General features: G+C 59.3%; 19 protein-coding genes. 13 read left to right on the top strand and 6 right to left on the bottom strand.

Annotated elements, in window-relative coordinates; all coding sequences use genetic code 11:
* Window positions 1–121 precede the first annotated feature (121 nt).
* Both AC1D06_RS24495 and AC1D06_RS24490 read right to left on the bottom strand, forming a co-directional pair.
* Entirely contained in the window at window positions 122–340 is a 219-nt protein-coding gene (locus AC1D06_RS24495) for a hypothetical protein (protein WP_477988404.1), read from the bottom strand.
* Between the two features lie 220 nt (window positions 341–560).
* Window positions 561–755, bottom strand: a complete 195-nt coding sequence (locus AC1D06_RS24490; protein WP_477988403.1) for a hypothetical protein — start codon at window positions 753–755, stop codon at window positions 561–563.
* Window positions 756–917: 162 nt separating this feature from the next.
* On the opposite strand from AC1D06_RS24490, the gene AC1D06_RS24485 reads away from it, so the two are divergent.
* Entirely contained in the window at window positions 918–1124 is a 207-nt protein-coding gene (locus tag AC1D06_RS24485; RefSeq protein WP_477988401.1) for a hypothetical protein, read from the top strand.
* A gap of 419 nt (window positions 1125–1543) precedes the next feature.
* Here the strand turns inward: AC1D06_RS24485 and ldtR are convergent, their stop codons facing one another.
* The gene (gene ldtR, locus AC1D06_RS24480; protein ID WP_477881834.1) at window positions 1544–2059 is read right to left on the bottom strand and encodes a transcriptional regulator LdtR; all 516 of its coding nucleotides are present in this window, start codon (window positions 2057–2059) and stop codon (window positions 1544–1546) included.
* Window positions 2060–2224: 165 nt separating this feature from the next.
* Entirely contained in the window at window positions 2225–2653 is a 429-nt protein-coding gene (locus AC1D06_RS24475; RefSeq protein ID WP_477881835.1) for a DUF6163 family protein, read from the bottom strand.
* A 114-nt stretch (window positions 2654–2767) separates the two neighbouring features.
* Between AC1D06_RS24475 and hemB the strand changes: the two genes are divergently transcribed.
* From hemB to AC1D06_RS24445, 6 genes are all read left to right on the top strand, one after another.
* Window positions 2768–3781, top strand: coding sequence for a porphobilinogen synthase (hemB, locus tag AC1D06_RS24470; protein ID WP_477881836.1), 1014 nt, complete (start codon window positions 2768–2770; stop codon window positions 3779–3781).
* Window positions 3782–4024: 243 nt separating this feature from the next.
* Window positions 4025–4501, top strand: a complete 477-nt coding sequence (locus tag AC1D06_RS24465) for an RDD family protein (protein WP_477881837.1) — start codon at window positions 4025–4027, stop codon at window positions 4499–4501.
* A gap of 132 nt (window positions 4502–4633) precedes the next feature.
* On the top strand, window positions 4634–5413 hold the full coding sequence (locus AC1D06_RS24460) for an arginyltransferase (protein WP_477881839.1): 780 nt from the start codon (window positions 4634–4636) through the stop codon (window positions 5411–5413).
* Window positions 5414–5416: 3 nt separating this feature from the next.
* Window positions 5417–6298 carry a DMT family transporter gene (locus AC1D06_RS24455; protein WP_477988400.1) on the top strand — a complete coding sequence of 294 codons (882 nt, stop codon included), beginning with the start codon at window positions 5417–5419 and terminating at the stop codon, window positions 6296–6298.
* A 50-nt stretch (window positions 6299–6348) separates the two neighbouring features.
* Window positions 6349–6570: an AbrB/MazE/SpoVT family DNA-binding domain-containing protein gene (locus AC1D06_RS24450; RefSeq protein WP_477881841.1), complete on the top strand. Its 222-nt coding sequence runs from the start codon at window positions 6349–6351 to the stop codon at window positions 6568–6570.
* Window positions 6567–6953 (top strand): type II toxin-antitoxin system death-on-curing family toxin, encoded by a 387-nt coding sequence (locus AC1D06_RS24445; protein ID WP_477988398.1) that lies wholly within the window; start codon window positions 6567–6569, stop codon window positions 6951–6953. Before AC1D06_RS24450 ends, AC1D06_RS24445 begins: the two co-directional genes overlap by 4 nt.
* Here the strand turns inward: AC1D06_RS24445 and parC are convergent, their stop codons facing one another.
* Window positions 6954–9203 (bottom strand): DNA topoisomerase IV subunit A, encoded by a 2250-nt coding sequence (parC, locus tag AC1D06_RS24440; protein WP_477988396.1) that lies wholly within the window; start codon window positions 9201–9203, stop codon window positions 6954–6956. It lies immediately after the preceding gene.
* A 272-nt stretch (window positions 9204–9475) separates the two neighbouring features.
* On the opposite strand from parC, the gene AC1D06_RS24435 reads away from it, so the two are divergent.
* From AC1D06_RS24435 to AC1D06_RS24410, 6 genes are all read left to right on the top strand, one after another.
* Window positions 9476–9847 (top strand): DUF4189 domain-containing protein, encoded by a 372-nt coding sequence (locus AC1D06_RS24435; protein ID WP_477881844.1) that lies wholly within the window; start codon window positions 9476–9478, stop codon window positions 9845–9847.
* A gap of 168 nt (window positions 9848–10015) precedes the next feature.
* Window positions 10016–10510: a hypothetical protein gene (locus AC1D06_RS24430; protein WP_477988395.1), complete on the top strand. Its 495-nt coding sequence runs from the start codon at window positions 10016–10018 to the stop codon at window positions 10508–10510.
* A gap of 106 nt (window positions 10511–10616) precedes the next feature.
* Window positions 10617–11015 (top strand): hypothetical protein, encoded by a 399-nt coding sequence (locus tag AC1D06_RS24425; protein ID WP_477988394.1) that lies wholly within the window; start codon window positions 10617–10619, stop codon window positions 11013–11015.
* Between the two features lie 117 nt (window positions 11016–11132).
* Window positions 11133–11534, top strand: a complete 402-nt coding sequence (locus AC1D06_RS24420) for a hypothetical protein (RefSeq protein ID WP_477988392.1) — start codon at window positions 11133–11135, stop codon at window positions 11532–11534.
* 120 nt (window positions 11535–11654) lie between these two features.
* Window positions 11655–12056 (top strand): Ig-like domain-containing protein, encoded by a 402-nt coding sequence (locus tag AC1D06_RS24415; protein ID WP_477988391.1) that lies wholly within the window; start codon window positions 11655–11657, stop codon window positions 12054–12056.
* Between the two features lie 246 nt (window positions 12057–12302).
* Entirely contained in the window at window positions 12303–13493 is a 1191-nt protein-coding gene (locus tag AC1D06_RS24410) for a YdgA family protein (RefSeq protein WP_477988389.1), read from the top strand.
* Window positions 13494–13695: 202 nt separating this feature from the next.
* On the opposite strand, the gene AC1D06_RS24405 is transcribed toward AC1D06_RS24410, so the two are convergent.
* The coding region (locus tag AC1D06_RS24405; RefSeq protein WP_477988388.1) for an inner membrane CreD family protein at window positions 13696–14159 on the bottom strand (464 nt) is incomplete at its 5' end.

Raw genomic sequence — 14159 nt, 5'->3', positions numbered from 1 at the left:
AAGCCAGAACCTCGGCCCTCGTCCCCTCCAGGCGAGGGCTCCTTTTTTGATGACTACCTGCGAGATCGCACCAGCCATCGAAATGCCAACCCTCATAGAGGGACTTCGAGCCTCGGAATTGTTAGCGGCGGCGGCGGAAGTCCACTCTGATGATGTTGTCGCCATCTGCGGCTTGCCGCGGCAGAGCGCGCGCTACCGTGTGTGTCCTGCCCTGGGCTTCCATCCCGGAACGCAATTCGGACAATTCATGATAGAGCCGCGCCACCTGCTTGCGGTAATAGTCGACGATCTGTTGATGTTCGTCGCGTGAAATGTAGCGCTGATCAAACCATTCCGTCATGTTCGGTTCGCCTGCTTGTCAAGCGATGAACCCGCAGGGTTTCACAGAAGTTCCTTGTTGGGGGGGGTATTTCTCTGATCTTGCTTAACCAATTCTCAAGAGGTCGGGTTCTCAAGAGGTCGGGAAAGGTGCAACCACGCCTATTCCGGACTTTCACGGGATAGCGCAGCCCCCCGAGAGCGGCGGCGAAGAACGCGCCTGTAGCGCTGTCGCGGCGCAATCACCCCCGAGCGGCAAGCAACCTGTGCAGCATCTCTCGCCCGAGGTCGCTGAGGTGAAATAGCCCGCCTCGCGTGCGAGAGCCGAGACCCATAGTCATCAGGTTCGCCTCATGGAAATACTTCTCGCCCTTGTCCCGACTGTCATACCAGCGGCCAAGCGTCTCCCATTCCGTCGTGTTTGTCCCATCACGCATTGCGCCCTAATCCTGCTAATTTAGCTTACACGCGGAACTCTTCTAACAGCAAGGCAATTGATTACTTGCAACCCCTTGAACCGTGAAATATCCGCAACTATTTCTCCCCATGAATTCGATGGCCATTGAGGTAACTGGCCGGAACATTAGGGAGAAATCGACATGATTAAGACAGCGATGGCGGAAGCCGGAGTATTGCGTGCCGAGGAAGTTGCTATGCTCGGCCAAGTCTACGACGAAATCACTTCCGCACCCCAATACCTTGGGGACAAGCCCGCCTGCGAGGCGCTGGCCAAGAAAATCCTTCAAATGTACGAGTCGGGCGTGACTGACCCCTACGAGCTCAAACGGATTTGCGGTAAGCCCTAGCCTAAATCAACCGAAGGCCGCCGGAAATTTTATTCCCGCTTTGTTCTTATCGAAGCAGGACGAGTCGCGTCGACACATTCGGCGAGGCAGCGGGCACAAGATTATTCTTGTCGTGAAATGCCGCCTATGCGGGCGTGAGGGACGGCTCTCGGCAAATAGGCAGTCCGGGCAAAGGGCATCCTATCAGAATCGGGCGCTGTCGCGGCTGAGGTTGGCGCCGGATCCCGACAGGCCACGGGGCTGTGGTTACTTCGGAGCCGCTCGCCTCCGAACAACTTTAAAAGTGGGACAACTCAACTTTTGCAAGTTTTGATACTGAAACGCAAACGGGCGCTACGGCATGAAATTTCACGCCCCGTAGCGCCCCTTTGTGCTTCCGCACGACTGGAGGGAATGCGGTGTGGCACGCAGCGGAGTGCTTACAGCCGATAGAGAATGCTATCGTTCCAGAACCGGTCCAAGCGCTGCAGGAGCTTGTTCATTTGGCCGAATTCATCGGTGCCGATGCCGCCCACCTTGTGGATCGAGCCGACATGGCGCTGGTAGAGCTTGGCGACGGTTTCGGCCACGGACTGGCCCTTGTCGGTCAAGGAGATGCGGACCGAGCGGCGGTCGATGCGCGAGCGGGAGTGATTGATGAAGCCCATGTCGACCAGCTTCTTAACGTTATAGGAAACGTTCGAGCCCATATAATAACCGCGTGAACGCAGTTCGCCGGCGGTCAGCTCGGAGGCGCCGATATTGAACAGCAGCAGTGCCTGTACCGCATTGATGTCGTCGCGGCCGGAGCGGTCGAATTCGTCCTTGATCACGTCGAGCAGGCGGCGATGCAAACGCTCCACCAGGTGGACGGATTCGAGATAGAGGTTGTGGATGACCTGTTCCTGCGGATCGACGGCGACCGGTGCTGCCTGGACTTTGAATTTCGGGTTCATTTTTCTGCCTCGCTGTTTGCCGGCGGTTCTTGTTTTTTTGATCCCGCCTTGTATGAGCAAAGTAGCGGGGACCTCTAAAATTCTACTTAAATCATAGGATTAACGCGTCGTTACGGGGAAAGAACGAAGCGACAGAGTCAACAGAGGCTTAATGTAAAGGGTTTGTTAACCGCGCGCGGCAGCGTTGCGAGCGGGTTTGAGGAAGAAGATCGCCAGCCTGAAAATGATGTAAACCAGTGCCGTTGCGGCAATCGCAATGACCTTGATGCGGTCATCGCCGAAGGTGGGCCGCATCAGTTCATGCATGCCGACTTCCATCGCCGCGGCCGCCGTCCAGATGACCGGCCCCCAGGCGCCGCGCAGCCAGAGCCCCAGTGCCGCCACCGGATAAAGCACGGCCAGCGTCGTATGCGCCGCCTTCATATCGACCCCGATCAGATCGAAGCGCAGCTTGCCGCCATGACTGTAGCCGATGAGATCGCCCCACAATTGCAGGCCATACCAAAGGCAGCCGAGTGAAACCACTCTGAGGAACAGCGTCATCAGCAGATCGGGCAGGAAGAGCTTTGGCGGTTTCAGGGCAAAGTCGGTCATGCATTCTTTCTAGTCGATGGCTGATATGAAAACCAGAGCCCGCGGCATTCTGGTTTTTGCAATGCGCCTATCTACATGCTAATCACGCGCCACCTCCCCGCTTGGATCTCCGCCATGACCGACAAGACCCATATCGTTGACGAAATCACCGGCCATCGCCGCATGCGCCGCAACCGCAAGGCCGACTGGTCGCGGCGGCTTATCCAGGAGAACCGGCTGACGGTCGACGACCTGATCTGGCCGATCTTTCTTGCCGAGGGTTCCGGTGTGGTCGAGCCGATCCCGGCCATGCCCGGCGTTAACCGGCTTTCGGTCGACAAGGCGGTGGAGGCGGCGAAAGAAGCGGCGGATCTCGGTATTCCGGCGCTCGCCACCTTTCCCAATGTCGATCTGGGCCTGCGCAACGATACGGGTTCGGAAGTCCTCAACGCGAACAACCTGATCAACCAGGCGACAGCGGCAATCAAGAAGGCGGTGCCGAATATCGGCGTGATCACCGATGTGGCGCTCGATCCGTTCACCAGCCACGGCCATGATGGCATCCTGCGCGAGGGCATCATCGTCAACGACGAGACGGTCGACCAGATCGCCCGTGCCGCGGTGATGCAGGCCGATGCCGGCGCCGACATCATCGCGCCGTCGGATATGATGGACGGCCGTATCGGCGTGATCCGCCGGGCGCTCGACGCCGCCGGTCACCAGGATGTCGGCATCATGTCCTATGCGACAAAATTCGCTTCCGGCCATTATGGCCCCTATCGCGAGGCGATCTCGACCAGCGGCCTGCTCAAGGGCGACAAGAAGACCTACTACATCGATCCGGCCAACGGCACCGAGGCGCTGCGCGAGGCGGCGATGGATGTCGAGGAAGGTGCTGATATGCTGATGGTCAAGCCGGGACTGCCCTATCTCGACATCTGCTGGCGGATCAAGGAGGCCTATGGCCTGCCGGTTTATGCCTACCAGGTGTCGGGCGAATATACGATGGTCAAGGCCGCCGCCGCCAATGGCTGGATCGACGGCGAGCGTGTCATGCTCGAACAGTTGCTCTGCTTCAAGCGCGCCGGCTGCGACGGCATTCTCACCTATTTCGCCATGGATGTGGCGAAAATTCTCAGCCGCCGCTGATGATGATGCCGTTTTGGGAAAATGCGGCCGCGATGCCAGGGAGTTCTGCACTATATCGGCGCAAGAATTGAATTCCTGCATTCAGGCATTCCAATGTCGTCAAACCGATGAACGAGGCTTCTCCGGACCAACATGGCCGGAGCCATAAGTTGTCGTCCAAGCGGCCTCAGGCGTGCGCATCTTGCGGCGCCTGCCTTGCATTCCCACATCTGGCCCACGTGCTTGTCCCGAAAGGCGGAACAGATGGCAAATATCTATGACGATGATCGCGCRCTCGATCACTATCTTCTCGACGGACTTCTCACCCGGCGCATGCTGGCCTTCGTCATCGATTATATGATCGTGGCCTTCCTGATGATCCCGGCTGCGGTGGCGGTATTCTTCATCGGCGTGCTGACGCTGGGGCTCGGCTTCTATCTCTATCCGGTATTGTTCTTCATCATAGCCGGCCTTTATTTCGGGCTGACGCTCTCCTCGTCGGCGCAGGCGAGCCTGGGCATGCGAGTCATGGATGTGATGATGGTCCGGGACGACGGCTTGCGGATCGATTTTCCGACGGCGATCGCGCATCTGGTGATCTTCTGGATCCTCAATTCAGTGTTGACACCCTTCATCCTGCTCGCGGCCCTTTTTACCAACCGCAAGCGCCTGCTGCACGACATCGCGCTCGGCACCGTGCAGGTACGGGCGAGCCGGTGGCTTGCGCCGGGCTGGCGCTAAGGCCGAATTGCGCCACCTCATTGCCGCAGATGCGGGAAAAGACCGTCTCGCGCCGCTTTGGACAGTTGACGTTTTCTATTCTTTCGCCATGCTGATAGGCTGCATCGAAGGAAGCGAGATACTGCGTCGAGAATGAATACTCAGGTCCATCCCTCTCCTCAGTTCTTCATGACGGCACCGGCGGCGTGCCCCTATCTGCCGGGCCAGGTCGAGCGCAAGGTGTTCACGCATCTGGTGGGACAGCGCGCACCGGAAATGAACGATATCCTGACACAGGGCGGTTTCCGCCGCTCGCAGAACATCGCCTACCGGCCGGCTTGCGAGAGCTGCCGCGCCTGCGTCTCGGTGCGCATCCTCGCCGACCAGTTCGAACCGACGAAATCGATGAAGCGCGTGCTTGCCGCCAATGCCGATCTCGTTGCCCGGGAATATGCCGCCGAACCCTCGACCGAACAGTTCACGCTGTTTCGCAAATATCTCGACAGCCGCCACCAGCAGGGCGGCATGTCCGACATGTCGGTGCTCGACTATGCGATGATGGTCGAGGACACGCATGTCAACACCCGCATCATCGAATTCCGCATCCGCGAGGAAGGCGATGGCGTGCAGCGACGCCCGACCGGCAAGCTGATCGCCACGGCGCTGACCGACGTGATGGCCGACGGGCTCTCCATGGTCTATTCCTTCTACGATCCGGAAGAAGATCACCGTTCGCTCGGCACCTGGATGATCCTCGATCATATCCGCCGCGCCAAGGCCAAGGGCCTGCCGCATGTCTATCTCGGCTACTGGGTCGAGGGCTCGCGCAAGATGACCTACAAGACCCGCTTCCTGCCGCAGGAGCATCTGCTGCACCAGGGCTGGACGCTCTACCAGCCGCCGGCTGGCGAACCGGGCGTGGCAGGCAAATAAATCATGCCGCTCTCCTCTTTGTCGCCTCACGCCCGAGGTGTGTTCATCACCTTCCTCGGCGGGCTGGCGCTGTCTTTCGATATCCCGGTCGTTCGTCTCGCAGAGGGCGGGGCATGGTCGATCCTGGCGGTGCGCAGCATTTGCACGGTCATCGTCACGCTTGTTCTCTGGAGCGCGTTGCGGCTCATTGCCGGCAAGGCGCCAGTGCTGGTGCCCGGCCGCGCAGGCGTGATCGTGTCAATCTTCTATTCGTTCAGCAGCATCGCCTTCATCTTGTCGGTGTTCAATACGACAACGGCGAATGTCGCCTTTATCCTGGCGTTCAATCCGATGTTCGCTGCCCTGCTCTCCTGGATTTTCCTGAGAGAGCGGCCGCGGATGGCGACCTTCGTCGCCATGGCGGCGATGACGGCCGGTGTGCTGCTGATCGTCGGCAGCGGGCTCAAAAGCGGGCATCTGTTCGGTGATAGCTGTGCGGCGCTCTCCGCCTTCTCGATCGCCTGCGCACTGACCTATAGCCGCGCCGCGAAACAGGATTTCGGCTTCACCCCGATGGTGGCAACGATCCTGCCAGCGGTCGTTGGCGGGTTCCTGGCGACCCAGACCGGCGGCTTTCACATCGTTTCGCCCGGCTGGATCATCTTCAACGGACTGTTCCTCACGCCTTTCGCCTTCTGGGCGCTGGCAACCGGCCCGCGCTTTCTCTCCGCGGCGGAGACGGGGATGTTCTATCTGCTGGAAACCGTACTGGCGCCGGTCTGGGTGTGGCTGATTTTCGCCGATCGACCGCCGGTGCCGACGTTGATCGGCGGGGCAATCATCCTCGGGGCGCTGATCTGGCATTCGACGCACACGATGCGGCGGGACAAGATACCGCTGCATTGATTGCGGACGGCGATATGTTATAATGCCGTAACAACATTCGAGGTACGGCTATGAATATTACAGTTCGCCGCGTTGGCAATTCTCTCGGCATCATCCTTCCCAAGGAAATGCTCGATCGTTACGGTATCAAGGAAGGTGACGCCGTCGATGTGGTCGAAGGTGAAAAATCCATCGAACTACACCCACAGAATGCTGACCTGGCCGATCAATTGAAGGCTGCGCGCATTGGCATGGCGAAATACCGTGTCGCGCTGCGCGAGCTTGCGAAATGACCGGATTCCGTTGGCTGACGCGCGAGGCCATCGAGATCATTCACAGTGAGCAGTTGGCCGAACATGGGGGGCTCGCCGGCGTTAAGGACGAGAACGCCCTGGAGTCTGCACTTGTCCGGCCGCTCAACAAGGCGGCCTATGGCGAAGACGACATATTCACGCTCGCCGCTGCTTATCTCTATGGCTTCGTCAAAAACCATCCGTTCTCGGACGGCAACAAGCGAACCGGCTATCTTGCTGCCTTCACCTTTCTATACCTGAACGGCTACCTCATCGAAGCCGACCAGACGGATGTCATCGAATTCGTGCTGGAGGTCGCAGCGGGCGAAATCGACGAGGACGGCGCGACGCGCTTTCTGCGCGACTTCACCGTCCCACTCTGATCACCCGGCGAACCTGCCCGAACGTGGGAAACCCTTCGGCACCGTCCGCCCTACGCCGGCACGGTCGCCAAGCCATTCCGCCAGTTCGTCCTTTTTGCGCACGAAGGTGCGGCCGGCGCTGTCGTCCCAGGTGAGGCCGTCTTCCATGCGGAAGGTGCGGATGTCGGAAACACCGCCGTCCTTGTAGCGCTGCAGGCGAACACCCTTGCCGCGGGTCATTTCCGGGATCTGCACCAGCGGGAAGACGACCAGCCGGCGGTTTTCGCCGACCACGGCGACGTGATCACCGGTGACCGGCACGACGAGCTTGGCCTCGTCGGGCATCGCGACGTTGAGGATCTGCTTACCCTTGCGAGTGTTGGCGACGAGTTCCGCTTCCGGCACGACGAAGCCATAGCCCTGGACTGACGAGACGATCAGCTTGCGCGACGTATCGAGCACGAAGGCGGTCAGCACGTCCTGGTCGTTTTCCATGTCGATCATGATACGCAACGGTTCGCCATGACCGCGGCCGCCCGGCAGCTTGTCGGCGCCGAGCGTGAAAGCCTTGCCGCCGGTGGTGAAGATGATGACCTTGTCGGTCGTCTGTGCATTGAAGGCGATCCTGAGGCTATCACCTTCCTTGAACTGCAGGCCGCTGTGATCGGTCATGTGACCCTTCATCGCGCGAATCCAGCCCTTCTCTGAGACGACAATGGTCACCGGCTCCTTCTCGATCATCGCCTGCTGGATGGCCTCATTGTCGGTATCAGGCGCATCGGCAAAATCTGTGCGGCGGCGGCCGAGCGGGGTGGCCTTGGCGAATTTCTTCTTCACCTCGCCGATTTCCCAGGAAACGGTCTGCCACTGCTTTTCTTCCGAAGCGAGCAGTGCCTCGATGCCGGCCTTTTCCGAAGACAGATTGTCGAATTCGGTCTTGATCTCGAACTCTTCGAGCCTGCGCAACGACCGCAGACGCATGTTGAGGATCGACTCTGCCTGCAAGTCGGTGAGGCTGAAGCGCTCCATCATGACTTGTTTCGGCTCATCCTCCTCGCGGATGATGCGGATCACCTCATCGATATTGAGATAAGCGATCAGATAGCCGCCGAGGATTTCGAGCCGCCGGTCGATAACACCCAGCCGATGCCGCGAGCGGCGCACCAGGACCTCGCGACGATGCGCCAGCCATTCCGTCAGCACTTCCTTGAGCGACATCACCCTGGGCACGCGGCCCATGGAAAGCACGTTCATGTTGAGCGAGATGCGGTTTTCGAGCTCGGTCAGGCGGAAGAGCGATTCCATCAACAGCTTCGGATCGACCGTGCGGCTTTTCGGCATCAGCACGATGCGGATATCCYCCGCCGACTCGTCGCGCACATCCTCGAGCAGCGGCAGCCTGCGGGCGATCAGGAGTTCGGCGATCTTTTCGATCAACCGCGACTTCTGCACCTGATAGGGGATTTCCGTGACGACGATCTGGTAGCCGCCGCGGCCCAGGTCCTCCTGCACCCATTTGGCGCGAACGCGAAAGCCGCCGCGGCCCGTGGCATAGGCGTCGATGATGCTGGCGCGGCTTTCGATGATCGTGCCGCCGGTCGGCAGGTCTGGGCCTTGGATATATTCGACCAGTTTTTCGATCGTTGCATCCGGATTCTTGATCAGATGCAGTGCAGCGTCACAGACCTCGTGGACATTATGCGGCGGGATATTGGTGGCCATGCCGACGGCGATGCCGGAGGCGCCATTGGCGAGCAGGTTCGGGAATGAGCCCGGCAGAACGACCGGCTCGCTGTCTTCCTCGTTATAGGTCGGGCGGAAATCGACGGCGTCCTCGTCGATGCCGTCGAGCAGCAGCGCCGCCACCTCGGTCATGCGCGCTTCGGTGTAACGCATGGCCGCCGGATTATCGCCGTCGATATTGCCGAAATTGCCCTGACCATCGACCACGGGATAGCGGATGGCAAAATCCTGCGCCAAGCGCGCCAGGGCGTCGTAAATCGCCTGGTCGCCATGCGGGTGGAACTTACCCATGACGTCGCCGACGATGCGGGCGCATTTCTTGTAGGCGGTGTTGGGGCGGATCCCCATTTCGCTCATTGCGTGGATGATGCGGCGATGCACCGGCTTCAAACCGTCGCGGACATCGGGCAGCGCCCGGTGCATGATGGTCGATAGCGCATAGGCGAGATAGCGCTCTTCGAGCGCCGTCTTCAGGTCCACCGGCTGGATGTCGTCTCCGCCAGAGGGCGGCATATCGTTTGTTCCCATGACCCCCGTCTATCCGAACCGGCCGCAGCGAGCAAGAATTCCCGGCAAACAGGCTGTGGACAGCGCGTTGACGTGGTTGGTGGAAATTGGCAGGCAGGCGTGGCGGCTATAATGACGCCCCGGCATCCAGGAGGTGTCGATACACCCAGAAATGGTCGCCCGCCGTGGCTGACGATCCGCTATGAAGCCTCAGGGACGCACTGTCCGGCCGGGGATCGTCAGGAGCGAGGCGGCGGGCTGAACCACCATCAACGATCGTGAGGGAACATCCTATGCCAATAAGATCAATGCCGGCAATCGCACTTGCTCTTCTTATTGTCGCGGCGCCCGCGGCCGCCTTTGCGGATGACTCCTTCGGCGCCATCGCCTATTCGCCCGCCACTGGTGAGATCGGCTGGGTCAAGAACGACAAGGAGAAAGACGACGCGGAACAGGGCGCGATGGCGAAATGCGCAGAAAAGGGTGCAACCGACTGCAAGCTCACCAATACGTTCAAGAACAATTGCGCCGCGATCGCCATGGGCGACAACGGCTGGGGCTCGAACTGGGACTCGACGACAACGGCTGCCGAAACCAAGACGCTGGCGACATGCGGCCAATACACCACCAATTGCAAGATCGCTCTCAGCATCTGCACCGAATGAAGCGATCGTCGGTTTGGATGGCCGGCCGCCACCGGCGCCGGGTATTGCCGGCCGTGCGCGCTAGGGCATTCACTTACATCCGGAGACTGAAAGCCTYTCGTTTTGGTTGCGTTGTTGTTCGCAACCAAATAACAGTGCAGCATCCGCAATCTGGATAGGCTTTCATTCATGCGTCCCCTCAAATTCGGCATGGTCGGTTTTGCGTTTGCGCTGGCTTCACTCGGCCAAGCGTCCGCCGAGACCCGCACCGTCCCAGCCAACAAGACGTCGACGATCGGTTTTTACTACACCTATACCCACAGCAGCTGCCACTACGGCGGCAAGCCGAAATTCAGGCTGACGCAGGCGCCTGCCCATGGCAGTGTCATCGCCAAATGGCAGGCTTCGAAGATGACGAGTGATAGTGGGAAATGCGCCGGCCAGCCGGCCTATGGGACGATGATCATCTATACGCCGAACAAGGGTTTCCAGGGCATCGATTCGATCGCATTCGACCTGATCGGCTCCGGCATCTATCCGGGGCCGACCTATGCCCTGAGCCGCGGCTTCCACATAGACGTCAATGTCAGCACCAGCGTCCGTTCGGGGCCAGCGCGTCTGGCAAGGGGCATCGGCAAGGTCGCCCACAGCCATTGCCAACGGCATACATGCAAAAAATCTTAAATACAAGTATGTAAAGAATCTACACGCAACCGGGTTGCATAAGATTTCCCATCATATATCAAATATATGGTCGACGATCATCACAACACGTAATACGGTATCACTTATGCGTTCCTTGCTTCCAGTCATCCTCTCCGCAGCCGCTGCAATTGCGGTCTCTTCACCGGCACTTGCCTCAGAGACGCGCGTCGTGCCGGCCAACCGCGCTTCGGCGATCTTCTTCTACTGGGCCGCAACCGAAGATTCTTGCTATTCCGGCGCCAAACCGACCGTCCACTTCAGCAGCGAGCCGACGCATGGAAGTGTTGCCACTGCGTGGAAGGCCTTCGTTGTGCCCAAGGGACGGAGATGCGCCGGGATGCCGGAGCATGGCACGCTGGTCATTTATCGACCGAAGGCGGGCTACCATGGCCCCGACAAGGTGGCCGTCATATTCAGCAACGATGCGCCGTCCGGCTACTTCGCCCGGCCGAAGGAATGGATCATCGATATCACGGTCAAGTGACACGCCTTGAGGCGCTTCACGCTCGTCTGATCAACTCAATCGACAAGCTTCCCCATCTCGCCGGCTTTCGAGCAGAGAGCCGGCATGACTTTTGCAAATCATCACACGGTATCAACCATGCGCTCAATTCTTTCCGTCATCCTTTCCGCTGCCGCAGTCATCACGATGTCTTCGCCGGTGCTCGCATCCGAGACACGCGTCGTCGCAGCCAATCGCCCTTCGACAATTGCCTTCTATTTCACCTATTCGGGCGATACCTGCTATTCCGGCGCCAAGCCGAAGTTCACCGTCACGGGCGGGCCGGCGCACGGCAGCGTTACTTCGGCATGGACAGCGACCAGGGTAGGCAGCGCCGCCGGCCGCTGCGCAGGCAAGTCGGTCCACGGCACCCAAGTCGTCTATAAGCCGGCACCTGGCTATCACGGCACTGACAAGGTCTCCTTCGTGTTCTCCGAAGGCGAAGGCAACGACTATTTCGTCCGGCCGAAGGAATTCACCGTCAACATCACAGTCAAGTAACGCGCGTTCCGAGGCGCACGACCTGCGCGTCTGACGAACCCGATTGACAATTTTCTTGGTCTCGCCGGCTTCTCAAGAAGGAGCCGGATCGAGCTCTGCGACTTAAAATAGGTATCAACAATGCGTTCCTTCCTCACAGTCTTTTTCTCCGCGGCCATGGTCATGACGGCTGTTTCGCCGGTGCTCGCGTCTGAGACCCGCGTCCTCCCGGCCAACCGCGCTTCGGGACTTGGCTTCTTTTATACCGGTTCTCAGGATGACTGCTCTTCGGGTGCAAAGCCGAAGTTTCACCTCACTGGTAAACCAGCGCATGGAAGTGTGACCTCAGCCTGGAAAGGTTTCAGGATCGGCAAAGAAGGCGGCGTCTGCACCGGTAAGCCGGCACATGGCACGCTGGTCGTCTATCGGCCCAATCCAGGCTATCACGGCTCAGACAGGGTATCGTTCGTGCTCTCCGAAGGCGAAGGCAACGACTACATAGTCTCGCCGAAGGAATATGTCATCGACATAGAGGTCAAGTAGCCGGCTGACGGTGCTTCCATTGACCGCTCGGTCGATTTATCCAAAACAATTTTCAATTCTTCTTCTTGTCGCCGGCTTCGTAAAAAAAGCCGGCGATTTCATTCGGATTATGTTCACATTCAGAATATAAAGCTCCGCTGATCCGTTGACGCATTGGACCAGGCGGAGGGCGTCCAACCGGATCATCTTTCTTTGCTCGTCCTTTGCACCGAAACCCCACCTTATCGCTCTCAGAAAGGGACTTCCATGAAACTCCATCGCTCCATCGGCCTGATGCTCGCCAGCACGGCTTTCGTCTCCATCGCAAGTGCTGCCTTCGCGCTCGATGGCAACGATATCGTCGCCAAGCTCAATGCGCTGAGTTCGAAGAGCGGCGTCGTCATTGCCGCGGCGAGCGCTACGGTCGACGGCGACAATGTCACGCTCAGCGGCGTCACTGCCACGCTCACCACCGCCGACAACAAGAAGATCCCGCTCGGCGACGTCAAGCTCGAAGGCGTGTCGCAGGACGACGAGGGCTATGAAGTCAAAAAGGCTTCCTTCGCCGACCTCAATATCATGGACAATGGTGACGGCATTTCCGCCAAGGATATCTATATCAACGGTCTCGGCATCCCGAGCAAAACGGATGCGAACGATTTGAGCTCGATGCTCTCGGCCGAGTCCGTGCATGTCGGCTCGACCGCGATCATGGCGAAAAACAAGAGCGTCATGACCATCGACCAGACCACCGTCAACTATGATTACGCCGACGACGACAGCAAGGTGTCCTTCGACGCCGACATCGCCGGCCTGAAGATCGATCTGACCTCCGCGCCGGACCCGAAGGCCCAAGAAGCGATCCAGGCGCTCGGCTTGCAGAATCTCGATGGCGAAATCACCATGAAGGGCAGCTGGACGCTGGCCGATGGCAAGATGGATATCTCCGAATATGCCTTCGATTTCGACAATGTCGGCCGTCTCGACATCAATTTCAGCCTTTCGGGCTATACGATGGCGCTGATGAAGAGCATGCAGGACGCGGTGAAGGCGGCCCAGAACAATCCGGACAAGTCGGCCGCCAATGCAGCACTCGGCATGTCGATGATGGGCCTGATGCAGCAGCTCTCCTATAACGGTGCCTCGATCCGCTTCGACGATGCCGGCATCACCGCCAAGGTACTCGATTATGCCGGCAAGCAGCAGGGCGTCGACGGCAAGCAGTTCGCCCAGTCGATCAAGGGCATGCTGCCGATGATGCTCGGCCAGATGAACATGCCCGACCTGCAGAAGCAGATCGTCGATGCCGCCAATGCCTATCTCGATGCGCCGAAGAGCCTCGAAGTTTCGGCCAAGCCGGCTCAGGGCCTGCCCTTCCCGCAGATCATGGGTGCGGCCATGGGCAATCCGGCCGACCTCGCCAAGACGCTCAACGTCAAGGTTACGGCCAACCAGTAAGTTTGCTGATTGCCTTCATTTGCGACCGGCGGCCCTTGGCCGCCGGTTTTGTATGTGGGAGCGCCATCCGAGGAAGGCTCGGCGCCGTTCGGCCCGATGCGTTCCGCCCTGACGGCATCATGCAGTCGGCGCAGCCGAAATTCGCGAAGAGGCAGTCCCCTGTTGGGGGACTGCCGCGGAGACGCCGGAACCTCGCCGGCGCCTATCGCACTGTCGCTACCCTGTTGCCCGACCAGTCGATATTGCGGGTGAAATACATGGTCGCGGCGATGGTGAGGAAGGAGACGATGGCGCCGGCGAGCAGCGCATATTCGTCCTCGCGCAGGATCAGATACATGATGCCATAGGTGACGCCGAGAACGACGGCCAGCGCCATGCCGCTGTGTCTGGTCGTCGCCGTACCGACATAGAGCGCGATCAGCACCGTCGTCAGCGCTGCCGCAATCGCATAGGCGATACCGAAGCCGAGATGCTCGGCGAAGGCGAGCAGCATGATATAGAAGATGATCAGCGCCAGGCCGCTCAGCACATATTGCACCCAATGCACCAGCCTGCCGCTCTTGAGCTCGATAATGAAGACGGCGAAGAACATCAGCGAGATGAAGCCGATGGAATATTTGAGCGTCCGCGAGATCATCTGGTAGAACTTCACCGGCTCCACCAGGT

The sequence above is a fragment of the Rhizobium sp. P2_G2 genome, from assembly GCF_056403555.1.
The sequence above is the reverse complement of the archived record's forward strand: the minus strand, read 5'-3'. Positions and strand labels throughout refer to the sequence as shown.